The sequence below is a fragment of the Rheinheimera sp. B2H12 genome, assembly GCF_059620065.1.
In genome coordinates this window covers 259,978-278,627 of record NZ_CM184363.1, presented here as the reverse complement: position 1 = coordinate 278,627, position 18,650 = coordinate 259,978, and the positions used below count along the sequence as shown (strand labels likewise).

General features: G+C 48.7%; 14 protein-coding genes, 2 tRNA genes and 3 rRNA genes. 8 read left to right on the top strand and 11 right to left on the bottom strand.

Annotated features, from left to right (window positions below):
* Positions 1 to 35: 35 nt before the first annotated feature.
* Positions 36 to 1,071 (top strand): IS630 family transposase gene (locus AC53GJ_RS01365; protein ID WP_496732747.1). Its coding sequence is split into 2 segments (ribosomal slippage): positions 36 to 496 and positions 495 to 1,071, totalling 1,038 coding nucleotides; the frame shifts between segments, so codons are not numbered across the junction.
* 391 nt (positions 1,072 to 1,462) lie between these two features.
* On the opposite strand, the gene rrf is transcribed toward AC53GJ_RS01365, so the two are convergent.
* The 5 genes from rrf to AC53GJ_RS01340 form a co-directional block, all read right to left on the bottom strand.
* Positions 1,463 to 1,577, bottom strand: a 5S ribosomal RNA gene (rrf, locus tag AC53GJ_RS01360).
* A gap of 91 nt (positions 1,578 to 1,668) precedes the next feature.
* A 23S ribosomal RNA gene (locus tag AC53GJ_RS01355) occupies positions 1,669 to 4,551 on the bottom strand.
* 190 nt (positions 4,552 to 4,741) lie between these two features.
* Positions 4,742 to 4,817: transfer RNA gene (locus AC53GJ_RS01350), tRNA-Ala, on the bottom strand.
* A 229-nt stretch (positions 4,818 to 5,046) separates the two neighbouring features.
* Positions 5,047 to 5,123 (bottom strand) — tRNA-Ile (locus AC53GJ_RS01345).
* Positions 5,124 to 5,209: 86 nt separating this feature from the next.
* Positions 5,210 to 6,734 (bottom strand): 16S ribosomal RNA (locus AC53GJ_RS01340).
* The 16S, 23S and 5S rRNA genes sit together here with 2 tRNA genes alongside, the layout of an rRNA operon.
* A gap of 691 nt (positions 6,735 to 7,425) precedes the next feature.
* Here AC53GJ_RS01340 and AC53GJ_RS01335 point away from each other — a divergent pair.
* Positions 7,426 to 7,926, top strand: coding sequence for an RNA recognition motif domain-containing protein (locus AC53GJ_RS01335; protein WP_496730756.1), 501 nt, complete (start codon positions 7,426 to 7,428; stop codon positions 7,924 to 7,926).
* Positions 7,927 to 7,929: 3 nt separating this feature from the next.
* On the opposite strand, the gene murI is transcribed toward AC53GJ_RS01335, so the two are convergent.
* Positions 7,930 to 8,715: a glutamate racemase gene (gene murI, locus AC53GJ_RS01330; RefSeq protein WP_496730755.1), complete on the bottom strand. Its 786-nt coding sequence runs from the start codon at positions 8,713 to 8,715 to the stop codon at positions 7,930 to 7,932.
* 125 nt (positions 8,716 to 8,840) lie between these two features.
* On the opposite strand from murI, the gene trmA reads away from it, so the two are divergent.
* Positions 8,841 to 9,935 carry a tRNA (uridine(54)-C5)-methyltransferase TrmA gene (gene trmA, locus AC53GJ_RS01325; RefSeq protein WP_496730754.1) on the top strand — a complete coding sequence of 365 codons (1,095 nt, stop codon included), beginning with the start codon at positions 8,841 to 8,843 and terminating at the stop codon, positions 9,933 to 9,935.
* On the opposite strand, the gene fabR is transcribed toward trmA, so the two are convergent.
* Entirely contained in the window at positions 9,925 to 10,533 is a 609-nt protein-coding gene (fabR, locus tag AC53GJ_RS01320) for an HTH-type transcriptional repressor FabR (protein WP_496730753.1), read from the bottom strand. The two genes, trmA and fabR, sit on opposite strands and share 11 nt — an antisense overlap.
* A 97-nt stretch (positions 10,534 to 10,630) precedes the next feature.
* Between fabR and AC53GJ_RS01315 the strand changes: the two genes are divergently transcribed.
* Both AC53GJ_RS01315 and sthA read left to right on the top strand, forming a co-directional pair.
* Positions 10,631 to 11,770 (top strand): acyl-CoA desaturase, encoded by a 1,140-nt coding sequence (locus tag AC53GJ_RS01315; RefSeq protein WP_496730752.1) that lies wholly within the window; start codon positions 10,631 to 10,633, stop codon positions 11,768 to 11,770.
* A 157-nt stretch (positions 11,771 to 11,927) separates the two neighbouring features.
* A complete protein-coding gene (sthA, locus tag AC53GJ_RS01310; protein WP_496730751.1) occupies positions 11,928 to 13,349 on the top strand; it encodes a Si-specific NAD(P)(+) transhydrogenase in 1,422 nt (473 codons plus the stop codon).
* A gap of 71 nt (positions 13,350 to 13,420) precedes the next feature.
* Here the strand turns inward: sthA and hemE are convergent, their stop codons facing one another.
* Both hemE and nudC read right to left on the bottom strand, forming a co-directional pair.
* The gene (gene hemE / locus AC53GJ_RS01305; RefSeq protein WP_496730750.1) at positions 13,421 to 14,497 is read right to left on the bottom strand and encodes a uroporphyrinogen decarboxylase; all 1,077 of its coding nucleotides are present in this window, start codon (positions 14,495 to 14,497) and stop codon (positions 13,421 to 13,423) included.
* A gap of 243 nt (positions 14,498 to 14,740) precedes the next feature.
* Positions 14,741 to 15,538, bottom strand: a complete 798-nt coding sequence (gene nudC, locus AC53GJ_RS01300) for an NAD(+) diphosphatase (protein WP_496730749.1) — start codon at positions 15,536 to 15,538, stop codon at positions 14,741 to 14,743.
* A 144-nt stretch (positions 15,539 to 15,682) separates the two neighbouring features.
* Between nudC and rsd the strand changes: the two genes are divergently transcribed.
* Positions 15,683 to 16,171, top strand: coding sequence for a sigma D regulator (rsd, locus tag AC53GJ_RS01295; RefSeq protein WP_496730748.1), 489 nt, complete (start codon positions 15,683 to 15,685; stop codon positions 16,169 to 16,171).
* A 102-nt stretch (positions 16,172 to 16,273) separates the two neighbouring features.
* Here the strand turns inward: rsd and fkpA are convergent, their stop codons facing one another.
* Positions 16,274 to 17,044, bottom strand: coding sequence for an FKBP-type peptidyl-prolyl cis-trans isomerase (gene fkpA, locus AC53GJ_RS01290; protein ID WP_496730747.1), 771 nt, complete (start codon positions 17,042 to 17,044; stop codon positions 16,274 to 16,276).
* Positions 17,045 to 17,142: 98 nt separating this feature from the next.
* Here fkpA and AC53GJ_RS01285 point away from each other — a divergent pair, with 98 nt between their 5' ends.
* Both AC53GJ_RS01285 and AC53GJ_RS01280 read left to right on the top strand, forming a co-directional pair.
* Positions 17,143 to 18,126 carry a WD40 repeat domain-containing protein gene (locus tag AC53GJ_RS01285; protein WP_496730746.1) on the top strand — a complete coding sequence of 328 codons (984 nt, stop codon included), beginning with the start codon at positions 17,143 to 17,145 and terminating at the stop codon, positions 18,124 to 18,126.
* Positions 18,123 to 18,362 carry a SlyX family protein gene (locus AC53GJ_RS01280; protein ID WP_496730745.1) on the top strand — a complete coding sequence of 80 codons (240 nt, stop codon included), beginning with the start codon at positions 18,123 to 18,125 and terminating at the stop codon, positions 18,360 to 18,362. The genes AC53GJ_RS01285 and AC53GJ_RS01280 overlap by 4 nt, the downstream gene beginning before the upstream one ends.
* Before the next feature lie 54 nt (positions 18,363 to 18,416).
* Here AC53GJ_RS01280 and AC53GJ_RS01275 read toward each other — a convergent pair whose 3' ends face one another.
* Positions 18,417 to 18,623, bottom strand: a complete 207-nt coding sequence (locus AC53GJ_RS01275) for a YheV family putative zinc ribbon protein (protein ID WP_496732746.1) — start codon at positions 18,621 to 18,623, stop codon at positions 18,417 to 18,419.
* Positions 18,624 to 18,650 lie beyond the last annotated feature (27 nt).

Genomic DNA, 18,650 nt, shown 5'->3' with positions numbered 1-18,650 from the left:
AATTAAGCGGTTAGCATCAATACGGCATTCGCATGATGGATCTTACTCCTGAAGACTTACTGAAGCGCTCTCGAGCCGAAAAAAATGCCCGCAAGCGTATGCGCTTGCTGGCGCTGTCTCTGTTTCTTCAATGTAAAAACCGTACATCAGTTGCTGAGCAGCTTAAAATCAGTCGCACCAGTGTGAATACTTGGGTGAGCAACTACCTTGCTTCTGGCCTCGAGGGTTTAGAAGCACGTAAAGCAAAAGGACGTACGCCATTTTTGACTGCCCAGCAGCAAAAACAATTGGGCGACTTTATTACATGCCAAAGCCAGAATGAACATGGTGGCAGGCTGACCGGTGAAAAAATCCTCAACTATATCAAAGCCGAGTTTGGTGTACATTATCACCATAACGCCATTTATAAGTTACTGAAACAACTTGGATTTAGCTGGATAACCAGTCGCTCGCGGCACCCGAAGCAACAACAAGGCGTCCAGGACGCATATATAAAACTTCCAATTGGAAACGATCCTTAACATTCCTGGCACGGTGCGGCTGGAAGATGTCGATGTCTGGTTCCAGGATGAAGCTCGTATCGGCCAGCAGAATACAACCACGCGCTTATGGGCTAGCACAGGCTCTCGGCCACGTGCGGTTAAACAGCAGCAATTTGAATACGCTCATCTTTTCGGCGCCATCTGCCCGGCCAATGGCGCAACAGAAGCATTGATAGTTCCTTTTCTGAGTAAAGAGGTGATGAAAATGCACTTAGCGCAAATTTCAGCCACAACAGCCAAGGGCCGCTATGCAGTGGTCGTGATGGATGGCGCGGGTTGGCATACTGATGATATTGCAGATGATTTTCATAACCTGTCGATATTAAAACTGCCACCGTATTCACCTGAACTCAATCCGATAGAGCAAGTATGGAGCTGGCTACGTCAACACCACATAGCCAATCGTTGTTTTGAGAGCTACGAAGCGATTGTGGATGCCTGTAGCGATGCCTGGAATGACTTTATCAGCGATAAAGTACGGGTGAGCAAGATGTGCTCAAGAAACTGGGCGGTACTGAACAGACTTTAAGATGGAATGGTATAAAAAAAGCCTAGCGAGTTTGGGAGCCTTCATGCCCTTCGCAGAGCTCAGGGCGTTCAATCGGCAAAAAGCCAAATTGTTGGCTTTTTGAAACCCCGATTTCACTGTACTACCTCGCATGGCAATGCCAAGCTCGACCAATATTCCGCCTGGATCCCATAAAGCAAAAAGGCCCAGTCGTTAGACTGGGCCTTTTTGGCTTTATGAGGAGCCTTCATGCCCTTCGCAGAGCTCAGGGCCGTTCAGCCCGGACAACGCCAAATGGTTGGCGTTGTCTGTTTCGGGCTTCACTGTACTACTCTCCAAGTACTCCAGCGCCAGAATCACGATAAATAAAAAAGCCCCAGTCTTTCGACTGGGGCTTTTTTATTTATTGGGAGCCTGGCGGTGTACTACTCTCGCATGGCATCTGCCACACTACCATCGTCGCAGCTGCGTTTCACTTCTGAGTTCGGAATGGATTCAGGTGGTTCCACAGCGCTATTGCCACCAGGCAAAAACTGTTTAGCTTCTTTAACTTAGACAAGCTGGTTCTTTATAGTAGTTCTTCAGCACTTCTTACGCTCAAAACAACTTGGGCGTTGTATGGTTAAGCCTCTCGGGCAATTAGTATGAGTTAGCTTAACGTATCACTACGCTTCCACACCTCACCTATCAACGTTGTGGTCTCCAACAACCCTTATGTGTACTCAAGGTACAAGGGATGACTCATCTCTTGGCCGGCTTCCCGCTTAGATGCTTTCAGCGGTTATCCGTTCCGAACGTAGCTACCGGGCAGTGCCATTGGCATGACAACCCGAACACCAGCGGTTCGTTCATTCCGGTCCTCTCGTACTAGGAACAACTCCAATCAATCATCCAACGCCCACGGCAGATAGGGACCGAACTGTCTCACGACGTTCTAAACCCAGCTCGCGTACCACTTTAAATGGCGAACAGCCATACCCTTGGGACCGACTTCAGCCCCAGGATGTGATGAGCCGACATCGAGGTGCCAAACACCGCCGTCGATATGAACTCTTGGGCGGTATCAGCCTGTTATCCCCGGAGTACCTTTTATCCGTTGAGCGATGGCCCTTCCATACAGAACCACCGGATCACTAAGACCTACTTTCGTACCTGCTCGACGTGTCTGTCTCGCAGTTAAGCTGGCTTCTGCCTTTGCACTAACCGTACGATGTCCGACCGTACTTAGCCAACCTTCGTGCTCCTCCGTTACTCTTTAGGAGGAGACCGCCCCAGTCAAACTACCCACCAGACACTGTCCGCAACCCCGATTAGGGGCCCACGTTAGAACATCAAACATGCAAGGGTGGTATTTCAAGGACGGCTCCATCGTGACTAGCGTCACAACTTCAAAGCCTCCCACCTATCCTACACATACAGGGTCAATGTTCAGTGCCAAGCTATAGTAAAGGTTCACGGGGTCTTTCCGTCTAGCCGCGGGTATACGGCATCTTCACCGCAATTTCAATTTCACTGAGTCTCTGGTGGAGACAGCCTGGCCATCATTACACCATTCGTGCAGGTCGGAACTTACCCGACAAGGAATTTCGCTACCTTAGGACCGTTATAGTTACGGCCGCCGTTTACCGGGGCTTCGATCAAGAGCTTCGCTTGCGCTAACCCCATCAATTAACCTTCCGGCACCGGGCAGGTGTCACACCCTATACGTCCTCTCTCGAGTTTGCAGAGTGCTGTGTTTTTAATAAACAGTTGCAGCCAGCTGGTCACTGCGACTCTCAGATGCTTACGGAGCAAGTCCTTCACACCCAAGAGCGTACCTTCTCCCGAAGTTACGGTACTATTTTGCCTAGTTCCTTCACCAGAGTTCTCTCAAGCGCCTTGGTATTCTCTACCTGACCACCTGTGTCGGTTTCGAGTACGGTCGACAAGTACCTGAAGCTTAGAGGCTTTTCCTGGAAGCGTGGCATCAACAGCTTCACCACCTTAGTGGCTCGTCTCGTATCTCAGTCTTAGGCGTCCGGATTTTCCTAAACACCCAACCTACATACTTTCACATGGACTACCAACGCCATGCCTGCCTAGCCTTCTCCGTCCCCCCATCGCAGTACTGTCGGTACGGGAATATTAACCCGTTTCCCATCGACTACGGCTTTCGCCCTCGCCTTAGGGGCCGACTTACCCTACCCTGATTAGCATGGGATAGGAACCCTTGGTCTTCCGGCGGGGAAGTTTTTCACTCCCCTTATCGTTACTTATGTCAGCATTCGCACTTCTGATACCTCCAGCATCCTTCACAAGACACCTTCTACGGCTTACAGAACGCTCCTCTACCACTTGCACATAGTGCAAGTCCACAGCTTCGGTGCATGGTTTAGCCCCGTTACATCTTCCGCGCAGACCGACTCGACTAGTGAGCTATTACGCTTTCTTTAAAGGGTGGCTGCTTCTAAGCCAACCTCCTAGCTGTCTATGCCTTTCCACATCGTTTTCCACTTAACCATGACTTTGGGACCTTAGCTGGTGGTCTGGGTTGTTTCCCTTTTCACGGCGGACGTTAGCACCCGTCGTGTGTCTCCCGAGTAGTACTCATTGGTATTCGGAGTTTGCAAAGGGTTGGTAAGTCGGGATGACCCCCTAGCCTTAACAGTGCTCTACCCCCAATGGTATTCGCTCGAGGCGCTACCTAAATAGCTTTCGAGGAGAACCAGATATCTCCGAGCTTGATTAGCCTTTCACTCCGACCCACAAGTCATCCCCTAATTTTTCAACATTAGTGGGTTCGGTCCTCCAGTTAGTGTTACCCAACCTTCAACCTGCTCATGGGTAGATTGCCCGGTTTCGGGTCTACACCCTGCAACTATTCGCCCAGTTAAGACTCGGTTTCCCTACGGCTCCCCTATTCGGTTAACCTCGCTACAGAATGTAAGTCGCTGACCCATTATACAAAAGGTACGCAGTCACCCCACGAAGGGGCTCCCACTGCTTGTACGTACACGGTTTCAGGTTCTATTTCACTCCCCTAACAGGGGTTCTTTTCGCCTTTCCCTCACGGTACTGGTTCACTATCGGTCAGTCAGGAGTATTTAGCCTTGGAGGATGGTCCCCCCATATTCAAACAGGATGTCTCGTGTCCCGTCCTACTCGTTTTCACTGATGAAGACTTTTCGTGTACGGGGCTATCACCCTGTATCGCGGCACTTTCCAGAGCCTTCCACTAATTCTTCACCAACTTAAGGGCTAGCCCCCTTTCGCTCGCCGCTACTAAGGGGATCTCGGTTGATTTCTTTTCCTCGGGGTACTTAGATGTTTCAGTTCTCCCGGTTCGCCTCGTATGACTATGTATTCATCATACGATACCAGATAAATCTGGTGGGTTTCCCCATTCGGACATCTGTGAGTCTAACGTCTCTTACCGACTTCTCACAGCTTTTCGCAGGTTAGCACGTCCTTCATCGCCTCTGACTGCCAAGGCATCCACCGTGTACGCTTAGTCACTTAACCATACAACCCCAAATTGTCTTGGAAATCGTAAGTTTGTGCTTAAGGTTCACAATAAAATTGTTGACCTTTATTTTTACTACTATCAGCTTGCCTAATTGTTAAAGAGCGTTGAGCATAAAGCTCAAAGATAAAGTCTCTAACCAGAGAGTTTGTCTTTGAGTTTTCAAACAGTAATTTCATTTCTTAAGAATGGTGGAGTTAAGCGGGATCGAACCGCTGACCTCCTGCGTGCAAGGCAGGCGCTCTCCCAGCTGAGCTATAACCCCATTTATCGCTTCGTTCTTTACTTTTATACTTCGCTTTTGTTTGCTCGCATCGTCAGTCATGTACATCAGTACACTCCTTCCTCATCTCACAAAGTCAGCTCGTCTAAAAGCAAACCACTCGCGTTAAATCCTTTCGGATTTAATGGTAATTTCGTTTTAGGCGAGGCACTTTGAACCGAAGCATACATTTGTATGTGAGGTTTAAAGTAACGAAGCATAAAGCGAAATTTGGTTGGTCTGAGTAGACTCGAACTACCGACCTCACCCTTATCAGGGGTGCGCTCTAACCACCTGAGCTACAGACCAGCCGTAACCGCAATGGTTCTTACTGTTTGCTCTACGTTACAATCAATCATCTGTGTGGACACTTCGAAACATCAGTTCGCTATAGGTAAGGAGGTGATCCAACCCCAGGTTCCCCTAGGGTTACCTTGTTACGACTTCACCCCAGTCATGAATCACAAAGTGGTAAGCGCCCTCCCGAAGGTTAAGCTACCTACTTCTTTTGCAACCCACTCCCATGGTGTGACGGGCGGTGTGTACAAGGCCCGGGAACGTATTCACCGCAACATTCTGATTTGCGATTACTAGCGATTCCGACTTCACGCAGTCGAGTTGCAGACTGCGATCCGGACTACGATACGCTTTAAGAGATCCGCTCACTGTCGCCAGCTTGCCTCCCTCTGTACGTACCATTGTAGCACGTGTGTAGCCCTACTCGTAAGGGCCATGATGACTTGACGTCGTCCCCACCTTCCTCCGGTTTATCACCGGCAGTCTCCCTAGAGTTCCCACCATTACGTGCTGGCAACTAAGGATAAGGGTTGCGCTCGTTGCGGGACTTAACCCAACATTTCACAACACGAGCTGACGACAGCCATGCAGCACCTGTCTTAGCGTTCCCGAAGGCACAATCGTATCTCTACAATCTTCGCTAGATGTCAAGAGTAGGTAAGGTTCTTCGCGTTGCGTCGAATTAAACCACATGCTCCACCGCTTGTGCGGGCCCCCGTCAATTCATTTGAGTTTTAATCTTGCGACCGTACTCCCCAGGCGGTCTACTTAGTGCGTTAGCTGCGCTACTCACAGTACAAGACCACGAACAGCTAGTAGACATCGTTTACGGCGTGGACTACCAGGGTATCTAATCCTGTTTGCTCCCCACGCTTTCGCACCTGAGCGTCAGTATCGTGCCAGGGGGCCGCCTTCGCCACTGGTATTCCTCCAAATCTCTACGCATTTCACCGCTACACTTGGAATTCTACCCCCCTCTCACGTACTCTAGTTGGCCAGTTTCAAATGCAATTCCCAGGTTGAGCCCGGGGCTTTCACATCTGACTTAACCAACCGCCTGCGTGCGCTTTACGCCCAGTAATTCCGATTAACGCTTGCACCCTCTGTATTACCGCGGCTGCTGGCACAGAGTTAGCCGGTGCTTCTTCTGCGAGTAACGTCAAAGTTAGCCGCTATTAACGACCAACCCTTCCTCCTCGCTGAAAGTGCTTTACAACCCGAAGGCCTTCTTCACACACGCGGCATGGCTGGATCAGGCTTGCGCCCATTGTCCAATATTCCCCACTGCTGCCTCCCGTAGGAGTCTGGACCGTGTCTCAGTTCCAGTGTGGCTGATCATCCTCTCAAACCAGCTAGGGATCGTCGCCTTGGTGAGCCATTACCTCACCAACTAGCTAATCCCACGTAGGCGCATCCGACAGCATGTGGCCCGAAGGTCCCACACTTTGGTCCGTAGACATTATGCGGTATTAACAGTCGTTTCCAACTGGTATCCCCCTCTGTCGGGTAGCTTCCTACGCATTACTCACCCGTCCGCCGCTAGGTCCGAAAACCCCGCTCGACTTGCATGTGTTAGGCCTGCCGCCAGCGTTCAATCTGAGCCATGATCAAACTCTTCAATTAAAAGTTTTTTCGCTACCTAAGTAGCTGCTCAGTATTACTGACTAAATATTTTACTATCTGGTCACTCATACTCAGTTAATTCGTTTTGCGAATCTCATGAATCGAGTGCCCACACAGATGATTGATTGCTAATTGTTAAAGAGCGTGCTTCGACTTCGAAGCGGGAGGCGTATGTTACACTTCCCAGAATTTAAGTCAAGCAGAGAATTTCACTATTTAAATGAGCTTCTCTACTCAACCTGCCTTACCTCAGAAATCACTGCTGATTTCTACCTCACCACAACTTTCAGACCTTTCAACCTGTCATCGCTGCGAGGCGGCCATTTTAGTCAGTTTTCATTTCGTGTCAAGCGTCTTTTTATCGACATTTTCAACTTTCTTCAAACTTACCGACCTTACTGCTTTCGAAGCCTGCTTATCGCTGGACCCCGTCGGCATGGGGCGCATTATAGGGAGTTTTTCGCCGGGCGCAAGCGCGAAAATATAGTTTTTTGCAGTTTTCAGTTCAAGTGCTCATTAAAGCCACTAAATGCATAAATTAGCTACAAAAACAGTGGATTTTAATCGCAGTTAGCTGTTGGCGAACTGGTATTCAGTGGTTAATATAGTTTTGACTGCTTTATATAGTAGTAGGCAATCGAATTTTTCTCTGTGGTATTCACTCTCATCTATCAGCTTTAGGAATTTAATTATGTCATCGAGTCTACGAACTTCATTACCCTTTACACTGGCGCTTGCCATCGTCGTTTATGTTGTTTCAATTTTTCTTCCGGCAGATCTATTGCCATCAGCACCTATCTCCTTAGTGATTGGTGTTTTACTTGCAGGTGTCCTGGTGCCTATCCTGGTTGAGTATAAGCCGTTACCGGCTGGCGCTGAACCAAAACCGGCAAAGGCAGCCGCTGTTGCGACTGTATCTGGCGACACCGCCACCTTATATGTAGGAAACCTGCCTTATAAAGCTAACGAAGAAGCTGTCAGGGAGTTATTTCAGCAATCAGGCGCGGTCGTCAACGTCCGACTGATGAAAGATCGCCAGACCGGACGTCGTCGTGGTTTTGGTTTTGTTGAAGTTGCCGCCAAAGATGCAGCGAAGATGATCCAAAAACTGAATGATTTTGAATTCGAAGGCCGCACGTTAAAAGTAAGAGAAGCAAAAGAACGTCAGGATAACGAAGACAACGAAGAATAAGCCTTATCCTTGAAAGGGCTCTGGCCAGCATTCATGCTGGTCAAAGCCCAACTCCACCAATCTGCTTTGCTGTTGTTCAGTCAACTTCCTGGTACTGATAAAACAATGATGACCCTTAATCCCCGACTGTGGCATGTTGCGGGCCAGTTGGGCGACTCGGCGGGCAATCGCATCACCGGTATCCAGCAACTGGCAATCAAGTGGCAACTGCGCATGAATTTCCGCCGCCAGAAACGGGAAATGGGTGCAACCGAGCACCACGACTTTTGGTTTAGCCTCCAGTAACGGACTGACCGACAAAATGTCTGCCACTTGTTGACTGACGTCCACACCAGACCAGATCTTTTCTTCTGCCAGCCGGACGAGTTCACTACTCCCTACCTTAGTCACAACCTCGGTCGGAGCGAATTGTCGAATCAGATCTTGCAGATAATCGCTATTAACTGTACCTGGTGTTGCCAATACTGCAAAGCCTTGACCCTGGCTTAATACGGCGGCAGGTTTGATCGCCGGCACCACACCAACAAAAGGCACGCTGAATTGTTGCCGTAAATAATCCACCGCCTGAGTGGTCGCGGTATTACAGGCAATAACAATCAACTCGGCACCCAGTGCAATTAAATGCACCGATAATTGGCTTAATCGCTGTTGAATGAAATCTTCAGATTTTTCACCATAAGGCAGATATTTATTATCCATCAGGTAGATGTAATCAGCTTCGACCTTTTGCCGGACATGTGCAAACACTGTCAGCCCGCCCACTCCACTATCAATAAAACCAATCCGCATATTCGCTCCTTCGCCGCAAGCTGACTATTTTGCCATAATGCCACTATTAATGCAGTCAGTTGCTGATTTGGACTTTCAGGCAAAACCACATAGAATAGCCGCCTTTTTCCGGATGAGGTGATGTGATGCAATTAGGCCAGGTTTTTCCGGCACAATATCAAGCTTTGCTGGCTGATAAAGTCACGGCAATGCAAAGTTTATTTCAGCCTTTTGGCGTAACCAGTGCTGAAGTCTTTGCGTCGCGGCCTGAACATTACCGGCTCAGGGCTGAATTTCGCATCTGGCATGAAGGCGATGATTTATTCCATATCATGTTTGATCCAGCGACCAAACAGAAACAACGGATTGATTATTTCCCGATCGCCTGTAAAACCATCGCCGATTTTATGCCGGTGTTGCTCAACGCCATCAAAAAGCGGCCCCTGCTGAGAAACCGGTTATATCAGATTGATTACCTGGCCAGTCTCAGTGGCGAGCTGCTGGTCAGCCTGATCTATAAAAAGCCGATCCCAGCCGAATGGCAAGCCGAGGCGGCGGCGTTAAAAGCCGAATTGGCAGCCATCCAACAAGTCGACTTTATCGGTCGGGCCCGCAAACAAAAAATCTTGCTGGATAAAGATTATCTGATTGAACAATTGCAGGTCGGTGGCCGAACTTTACGTTATCAGCAAATTGAAAACAGCTTTACCCAACCGAACGGTGAAGTGAATCAGCATATGTTGAGTTGGGCTTGTGATATCGCCAGTCAGTTACAAGGCGATTTACTGGAACTCTATTGTGGCAACGGTAATTTTTCGTTGGCGCTGGCACCGTATTTTCAACAAGTGGTCGCCACAGAAATAGCCCGCTCGTCCATCCGCTGTGCGCAGCATAATATTGCGCTGAACCAGATCAATAATGTGCAGGTTTTGCAAATGTCGGCAGAGGATGTCAGTGCCGCACTGGCGGAAGGTTCTAAACTAAAAGATATTGAACTAGCTGGCCTGACATTAAACACCATCCTGGTTGATCCGCCGCGGGCCGGTTTAGATCCAGCGACCGAACAACTGGTCAGCCGTTTTGACGATATTCTCTATATTTCCTGTAACCCGGAAACACTGGCTGCCAATCTGACGACTTTGTGCAAAACTCACCAGGTGCAACGTTTTGCTTTATTTGATCAGTTCCCTTATACCCATCACATTGAATGTGGGGTCTGGCTGAAAAAAATTACTCTTTAGCCCGCCGGCCATAACCAGCTGCGCCATGGGCCAACCAGCGCAGTTGGGTAATGGTTTTATGGGTAATTAACAGCCGCATCTCGGTGCTGGCGTCCAGCGCATCAGCACCGGCATGAAAGACCAGGGTCACCATTGCTTCTGCTTGCACCTGCGCAAATTCGTCCGGACAAGCGGTTTCTTTACGCAGATAATCGGCCAGCTCAACACAAAAATGCTGAATTTCCCGCGCAACTGCCCGCCGGAAAGAAGCTGAGGTGCCTGAACGCTCCCGTAATAACAACCGGAACACATTACTGTTTCCTACCACAAACTCCATAAAAGTTTCAATGGAGGTCCGGATCACGCTGCCGTTTTTTTCAATCCGATGCCTGGCCTGACGTAACAGTTGCCGCAACATCAAGCCCGCTTCATCCACCAACGTCAGGCCCAATTCATCCATATCGGTAAAATGGCGATAAAACGAAGTAGGCGCAATACCGGCTTCGCGCGCGACTTCGCGCAGACTCAGGCTGGAAAAACCTTTATCCGGGCTTAACTGGGCAAAAGCGGCATCGATAATGGCACGACGAGTGCGTTCTTTTTGTTGGGCTCTGGTCACATTTACATCCTGTCTGCTGTCCGGGCTATTTTATACCTTGACCATCGTAAAATGCACAGTAAAATTAGCTAACAGATGTAAGCTAAGCGTACCTAAAATGACTAAACCTCCAATAATCTGGACCAATGTCGTGTTGTTCAGCCTGACCTTTCTGATTGCGGCAGTGGCAGTGCCTTTTTACGCCATCACTGTTGGCTTTAGCTGGCTGGAAATCACCCTCACTATTTTAGCGCTGGGATATTGCGGCATGTCGATCACAGCCGGTTACCACCGCCTGTGGGCGCACAAAACTTATGATGCGCATCCGTTGTTGCAATGGTTTTTTGCCATTGGTGGTGCTTTTGCACTACAGAACAGCGCACTGCACTGGTCTTCCGATCACCGGGTACATCATAAATTTGTCGATGAAAACGATAAAGACCCCTACTCTGCCAAACGTGGTTTCTGGTTTAGTCATATCGGCTGGATGCTGCGGGAATATCAGAAACAGCAGTATGACGATTACAGTAATGTCCGGGATCTGCAGAAGAATCCGATTGTGATGTGGCAGCACAAACATTATTTAGCTCTGACAGTGGCAACCAACGTCGGGATCCCGCTATTTCTTGGTTTTCTGACCGACAGCTATCTGGGGATGCTACTTAGCGTTGGCGTGTTGCGTCTTGTGCTTAGCCATCACTTTACTTTCTTTATCAATTCATTGGCTCATATCTGGGGCAGCCAGCCTTACACAGATCAGAATAGTGCCCGTGACAACGGTATTCTGGCATTCCTGACTTACGGCGAGGGCTACCATAATTTTCACCATATCTTTGAATACGACTATCGCAATGGCATTCGCTGGTGGCAATTTGATCCAACCAAGTGGCTGATTAAAAGTTGCTCCTGGATTGGTCTGACACAGAATCTGAAAGTGTGCCCGGAAGATCGGATTGTGAAAGCCAAAGCACTGATGCAACTCAAACGCGCCCAAGCCAAGGTCTCTGCCTTGCCAGATGCCGAGTTACTGATGCAAAAAATGGAGCAGGAATATAATCTGTTGCTGGACAAAATGCAGGCTTATTACGAAATTCAGAAACAGCTGCTACAGCAGAAGAAACAACAACTGCAACAAAAGAAAGAACAATTGCTGCAGCAATACAATGACTATGATGCCCGCCAGCATTATCAGCAGATGAAACTGAACTTTCAGTTGCAACAACGCCAATGGCAACAGTTTATCACGCAGTATGCTTAACGCGGCTTGCTAAGCAAGACCCCTGATAGTCTGCAGCCTGACCGCCACAGCATCTCACTCAAAAAAGGCAACGCAAGTTGCCTTTTCTGCTTCAACCTGATGAAATTAAACTGCTATTATCAACGCTGACCTGACATCACCTGAATAGGGATCTGCTGTGCCTGCCAAATCGACATCTGCAAAACCAACATATCAATATGACGCTATTATCATCGGCACCGGCCCTGGCGGCGAAGGCGCGGCAATGAATCTGGCGAAAAGTGGCAAAAAAGTGGCCGTGGTTGAGCGCCATGATCAGGTCGGCGGCGGTTGCACCCACTGGGGCACCATCCCATCCAAAGCCTTACGCCATTCGGTCAGCCGTTATATTGAGTACAATGAAAATCCATTATTTCAGATGGACAACCAATCGTCGAATCTGACATTTCCGCAAATCCTGAAGCATGCGGCCGGCGTGATCCGCAAACAAGTCCGGCTGCGTAGCAGTTTTTATGACCGCAACCGGGTGGAAGTCTTCGCTGGCGAAGCCTCTTTTGTCGATTGCCATACCATCAAAATTACCCCAGCGGCAGGTCCGGAGCGGGAAATCAGCGCCGAAACCATTATTCTCGCCACCGGCTCACGGCCCTACCGGCCAGCCAATGTTGATTTTAATCATCCGCATATTTTTGACAGCGATACTATTTTATCGCTCAAAGATGATCCGCGGCACATCATCATTTTCGGTGCTGGCGTCATTGGCTGCGAATACGCCTCCATTTTCCGTGGTTTAGGGGTTCGGGTTGATTTAGTCAATACCAGAGACCGGTTATTGTCTTTTATGGACGCCGAAATTTCTGATGCGCTCAGTTATCATTTCTGGAATTCAGGGGTCACCATCCGCCATGGTGAAGAGTTCGAATCTATTGAAGGTTTAGCCGACGGCGTGATCCTGCATCTGCAGTCCGGCAAAAAAATGAAAGCCGACTGTATTCTGTTTGCCAATGGCCGTACCGGCAATACCGATACGCTGAATCTGGCCGCTGTGGGTTTAAAAGCCGATAGCCGTGGTCAGCTCAAGGTTAATGATAAATATCAAACCGAAGTACCCAATATTTATGCGGTCGGTGACGTGATAGGTTATCCGAGCCTGGCCAGTGCAGCTTATGATCAGGGCCGCATCGCCGGAAATGCCATTTTATATGGTGCTTGTCCGATGCAACTGATTGAAGATATCCCGGTTGGGATTTATACCATCCCGGAGATGAGTTCAGTCGGTAAAACTGAACAGCAGTTAACAGCGGCCCGTATCCCCTACGAAGTAGGTAGAGCCCAGTTTAAACATCTGGCCAGAGCACAAATTGCCAACACCAATGTGGGCAGCCTGAAATTATTATTCCACCGTGAAACCAAAGAGATCCTTGGCATCCACTGTTTTGGTGAAAGAGCGGCCGAGATCGTCCATATCGGTCAGGCGATTATGATGCAGAAGAATGGCGGCAATAACGTCGAGTATTTTGTTCACACCACTTTTAACTATCCGACGATGGCAGAAGCCTATCGGGTTGCAGCCATGAACGGCCTCAACCGTTTGTTCTAAAGTGACGCTGCGGCTTAAGCAAAACAGTCAGGCAATGCCTGGCTGTTTTGCTTATCAATCAAAGTAAAGTCTTAACTAAAATCAGTGTTCATATGATAAGTGCGGCTGAACGACTGCACCGCATCAATGAAAACGCCAGCTTTTTCCGGATCAACATCTGGCGTGATACCGTGGCCCAGGTTAAAGACATGGCCTGAACCTTGGCCATAACCGTCCAGGATAGCTTGTACTTCTAACCGGATCCGCTCTGGTGACCCCAACAACACCGCCGGGTCCATATTGCCCTGCAGCGCCACTTTATCACCGACACGGGCGCGGGCATGGCGGATATCCATAGTCCAGTCCAGACCCAGTGCATCACAACCTGTAGCAGCCATATCTTCTAACCACAAACCACCATTTTTGGTGAACAAGGTGACTGGCACTGGCCGGCCGTCAGCATGGCGGGTCAGACCTTCAATGATTTGCTGCATATAACTGAGCGAATACTCGCGATAAGCGTTTGGTGATAACACACCGCCCCAGGTATCAAAAATCATCACGGACTGGGCACCGGCGGCAATTTGGGCATTCAGATACAGGATCACGCTCTGCGTCAGTTTATCGAGCAGGATATGCACCACTTCCGGCTCACTGTACATCAGCTTTTTAATTTTGGAGAAGGTTTTGCTGCTACCACCTTCCAACATGTAAGTAGCCAGCGTCCATGGACTCCCGGAAAAGCCGATTAAAGGCACTTCGCCGTTTAATTCGCGGCGAATGGTTCGCACCGCATCCATCACGTATTTTAGTTCAACTTCCGGATCCGGCACTGGTAACTGCACCACATCCATAAAATCATTCAGTTGTTTGGTGAATTTCGGACCCTCGCCTTCACCAAAGTACAGCCCCATGCCCATGGCATCAGGGATAGTGAGGATATCACTGAACAAAATCGCTGCATCCAGCGGATAGCGGCGTAATGGTTGTAAGGTCACTTCACAGGCTAATTCCGGATTTTTACACAAGGACATAAAGTCACCGGCCTGGGCTCTGACTGCGCGATATTCCGGCAAATAACGCCCCGCTTGGCGCATCATCCAAATTGGTGTGCGATCAACAGGTTGTTTTAACAGGGCGCGCAGGTAACGATCATTTTTTAATTGCATCTTGGCTCTACCATCAGGCTGTGTTGAATTATTTTAACAGCATAGCTGTTATGACACTATCTTTGCTGTTCTATGAATATTTAGGCAAATTTCTTTTGTTTAGCTATTGCGGTCGAAAAAAGCATCTGTTATAAAATTAACCGCGCTAGTGAAGAAATGCAAAAATAAAGAGGCTCTTCAGGGCCCCAACAGTTTACAGTTAAGCCACGGTTGTGGCTTTTTTATTTTTTACCGCTTTAGTTCCTATTGTCCGCATTGCGCAGCAACCACAGCCGCAATCATAGCGCCTGATAAAGATTCTGCCGGTGGTACCTGCGGTAATTGTTGTAATGGGAACCAATGTGCCTCTTCAATCTCATCAGGTTGACAACGAATATCACCACCCGCGTAATCGGCAATAAAGCCCACCATCAACGAATGTGGAAAAGGCCAGGGTTGACTACCGGCATAGCGTAAATTAGCAATCTGCAAACCAACTTCTTCCTGCACTTCCCGTGCCGCAGCTTGTTCCAGAGTCTCACCGGATTCAACAAAGCCAGCCAGAATAGAAAAAAAGCCTGGTTTATGCCGATTGGAGCGCGCCAGTAAAATCTGCTGCTCTTTGACAATAGCCACCAATACACAAGGAGAAATACGCGGATAACAACGATGACCGCATTTGTGGCATAACATCGCCAGTTCCCAGTTCACCAGGTGCATTTTATTGCCGCACTGGCCACAATAACGGTGCGTTTGTAAAAATAGTGCAAGCTGGCAAGCTCTGGCCGCCATTTCAAACCAAAAAGGTTCTGTTTGCTGCAATAAAGTCCGCGGACTATGCCAGCGCTCAGCAGCTGTTTTCTGATCATTACTGACCACCAGATAACAAGGTTGCCCTTGCCATTGACCGATCTGGCAAATCATTTCAGGCTCATCGATTTGCAACGCTTGCCACTGCCCCTGCGGCACCTGTATGGTGTCTGTCAGGAACAAAGATCCCTGATTGACGACAAACCAGTGTCCGCTGTCTGCCGGTTGCAGGCTGAGGTGAATACTTTTCATCAAATGAATTGTTTTACTGTGATTCAGGTGGCTGTCATCATAAAGGGAAATACTGCGCTGACCAATCAAAAAGTAGTTGATCTTTGTCAGAGAATTCTTTTAATTAGCTGTATAACTCGCATTTAATCATTCAAGGAAACGGTTATGTATACCCGCCTGCAAACTGCGCAACAACAATGGGGCGGCTCTGTGACTGCCATCGATAACTGGCTGGAAGAGCGTCAGCAATTGATTGTCACCTACTGCAAGCTGGCAGCATTACCGCCTTTCGACAAGCAGCAGCATGATCGGCAGTTACCGGGTCAGGAAGATATCGAAAATTTTTGCCAACTGCTGATGGACTATCTGTCTGCCGGTCACTTCGAAGTTTATGATCAAATCGTGTCGCAATGTGAAAGCGATGGGCAGAATTGCAAAGCATTGGCAGAAGTGCTTTATCCTAAAATTGCCGTTTCGACCGATTTGGCACTGGAATTTAATGATACTTATGCCGAAGACGTCGATACCAGTCATGACAGTTTTGATCGCGACCTGTCACGGCTCGGTCAGGCACTGGAAGAACGTTTTGGTTTGGAAGATGAACTGATCCAAACGTTACACAATAAAGCGGCCACTAAATCTGTCTCAGCCTGAAGACTGGGCAAGCAGTAAAAAACCGCCAACTGGCGGTTTTTTACTGCTGAAGCACTCGTTCCTTTGGAATTTGTTACTTCACCTTGTAAGGCGTGGCAATCACTACTTTTTTGCCGCTTCGCCTTTTGGCGCCGCTTCTTCTTCAGCCACGATGCCAACCAGTTCAACGTCAAACAGCAGTACGCTATTGGCCGGGATTGGGCCCAGCTCACGCTCGCCATAGCCTAAGGCTGATGGGATTGTGAATTTGAATTTAGAACCAACACCCATTAATTGTACGCCTTCAGTCCAGCCCGGAATCACTTGATTTAACTGGAACTCAACCGGCTCACCACCATTTGACTTGTCAGTGCTGTCAAATTCAGTACCGTCAATGAAAGTACCTTTGTATTTAACCCGTACTTTGTCTTCCGCTTTAGGTTTTGGACCTTCAGCAGCAGTGACGACTTCATACTGCAGGCCAGACTCAGTCACTTTTACACCAGCTTTCTTGGCATTTTCTTCCAGGTAAGCCTTGCCTTTGGCAATAGTTTCTTCAGCTTTTACTTTGGCAGCTTCAGCTTGTTTGGTACGGAATTGTTCATCCAGCGCAGTGATGATTTTCTGCACTTCTTCATCAGTCAGCGCCGCTTTACCCGCTAATGAATCTTGCACACCACGAACAATAGTTTCAGAAGCTAAAGGTAAACCTAATTTCTTGTGCTCTTCTAAGGCACCATTTAAGTATTTACCAACAGATACGCCCATGGCATAAGATTGCTTGGCGGCATCTGTATCCAGCACAGGTGCTGCTGGTGCAGCGGCTTCTTTCTGACAGGCAGACAGTGAAATCATGGCGGCTGCAATCAGCGACACCTTGGTCAATAAGCGCATTTGTTTCTCCATTAAACTGCAGACTTAACTGCAAAAGTGTGTTGTTATAGTCATAAAGGACTAACCTTTAACCATGCCTATACTACAGATTTGTGCTGATGACGTTAACACATAGAATGAAATATCTGGGCATTTTTCTCAGCCTTTGGCTGACTGCTTGCTCAGAAGTTCAAAACAAAGCAATTTCTACCACAGAACATGCCGCCCAGGGCACTGTTGCCGCGGCAATTTCGCCACAAAATCAGTTAGCAGCAGTCTCCAGCCTGACTTCAGGTATTGTGGTGTGGGATCTGCAAAACCAGCAGCCCAAATTTCGCTTCAGCCAACAAGCTGTGGTCGACAATATTGTCAGCCATCTGACGTTCAGCCCGGATGGACAATTTTTATTGTCCGCTGATCGCACCAGCTTATCTTTATGGCAGATGCAGGATGGCAAGAATCAGGGTTACTGGTCATTACCGGATGCCGCTGTGCGGGATATTGCGGTTTCGCAACAGGGTAAACATCTGCTGATTGCGCAGGATAACGGTAAAATTCAGCATATCACGCTGAAAACTGGCCGCCGGCTGGAGTTTCTGGGCCATAGCGAACAAGTCAATTCAGTGGCGCTTTCGCCCAATGGCCGTTATGCCCTTAGTGGTGGCAATGATTTAAAAGCATATTTGTGGGACAGCAAAACCGGTCAGATCCTGCAAACCTTTGTTCATCCGACCCGGGTGACCAAAGTGGCGTTGGATCTTCAAGGAAAACTGGCCTTTACCGCTGACAGTCAGCAACAGGCCACAGTGTGGGATCTCAGCAACGGCCGCGCTAAATTACAGTTAAATATGGGCCGGGGCCGCGTTTTCACCGCAGTGCGGTTCAGTGACGATAGTCGTTACCTGCTGACAGGCGCCGCCTCACGTCGGGTCAGCATCTGGGATTTACAGACGGGTCAACTGGTGCAGGATTTCCAGGTCGGTCTGGCGCAACACTACAAAACCACCAGTGCCGTGGTGTATGATGTTGCTTTCATCTCCCCCCAACAGTTGCTGACCGAAAGCTCGACCGGCCAGGCTGAAGTTTGGACCTTTACCCCATGACAGAATTAACGCCACAGGAATTACAATTGCAAAATCAGCTGTTTGAACTGGAAAGCCGGCTGGCCTTTCAGGATGACGCTTTATTGCAGCTCAATAATGAGCTGCTGGAACATCAGCGTCGCATCGATAAATTACAACGGCAGCTTTTATTATTGGCGGAAAAACTGCAAGGTGGTCAACAGGGCGACAGTGGCATTTTGCGCAGCCACGAAGAACCACCACCACCGCATTATTGAACATCCGCCATGAACATGGTGCCGGACTATGCCAACAGCACCGTCTGCCTGAGCTTAATCCGGCTTAAACACCCCAATCACAGTTTCCGCTTCGCGCGCCATCCGTTCAACCTGAGATTCAGGCTGTGCCATCTGATAATGACATTGCACACATTCTACTTTTTCCACATTGTGCTCTAAAAACAACATCATGGTATCGACAGCCTTACACTTAGGGCAGCTGGCACCGGCGATAAAACGTTTTTTCTTTCGGGTCGTCATCACTGAAAATGTCCTCTGTAACGCTAA

What these genes read in the sequence shown, in the direction of transcription:
- AC53GJ_RS01335 (WP_496730756.1), top strand. Translation starts at nt 7,426, where the DNA reads ATGTCATCGAGTCTACGAACTTCATTACCCTTTACACTGGCGCTTGCC.
- murI (WP_496730755.1), bottom strand. Translation starts at nt 8,715, where the DNA reads ATGCGGATTGGTTTTATTGATAGTGGAGTGGGCGGGCTGACAGTGTTT.
- trmA (WP_496730754.1), top strand. Translation starts at nt 8,841, where the DNA reads ATGCAATTAGGCCAGGTTTTTCCGGCACAATATCAAGCTTTGCTGGCT.
- AC53GJ_RS01315 (WP_496730752.1), top strand. Translation starts at nt 10,631, where the DNA reads ATGACTAAACCTCCAATAATCTGGACCAATGTCGTGTTGTTCAGCCTG.
- hemE (WP_496730750.1), bottom strand. Translation starts at nt 14,497, where the DNA reads ATGCAATTAAAAAATGATCGTTACCTGCGCGCCCTGTTAAAACAACCT.
- nudC (WP_496730749.1), bottom strand. Translation starts at nt 15,538, where the DNA reads ATGAAAAGTATTCACCTCAGCCTGCAACCGGCAGACAGCGGACACTGG.
- rsd (WP_496730748.1), top strand. Translation starts at nt 15,683, where the DNA reads ATGTATACCCGCCTGCAAACTGCGCAACAACAATGGGGCGGCTCTGTG.
- fkpA (WP_496730747.1), bottom strand. Translation starts at nt 17,044, where the DNA reads ATGCGCTTATTGACCAAGGTGTCGCTGATTGCAGCCGCCATGATTTCA.
- AC53GJ_RS01285 (WP_496730746.1), top strand. Translation starts at nt 17,143, where the DNA reads ATGACGTTAACACATAGAATGAAATATCTGGGCATTTTTCTCAGCCTT.
- AC53GJ_RS01280 (WP_496730745.1), top strand. Translation starts at nt 18,123, where the DNA reads ATGACAGAATTAACGCCACAGGAATTACAATTGCAAAATCAGCTGTTT.
- AC53GJ_RS01275 (WP_496732746.1), bottom strand. Translation starts at nt 18,623, where the DNA reads ATGACGACCCGAAAGAAAAAACGTTTTATCGCCGGTGCCAGCTGCCCT.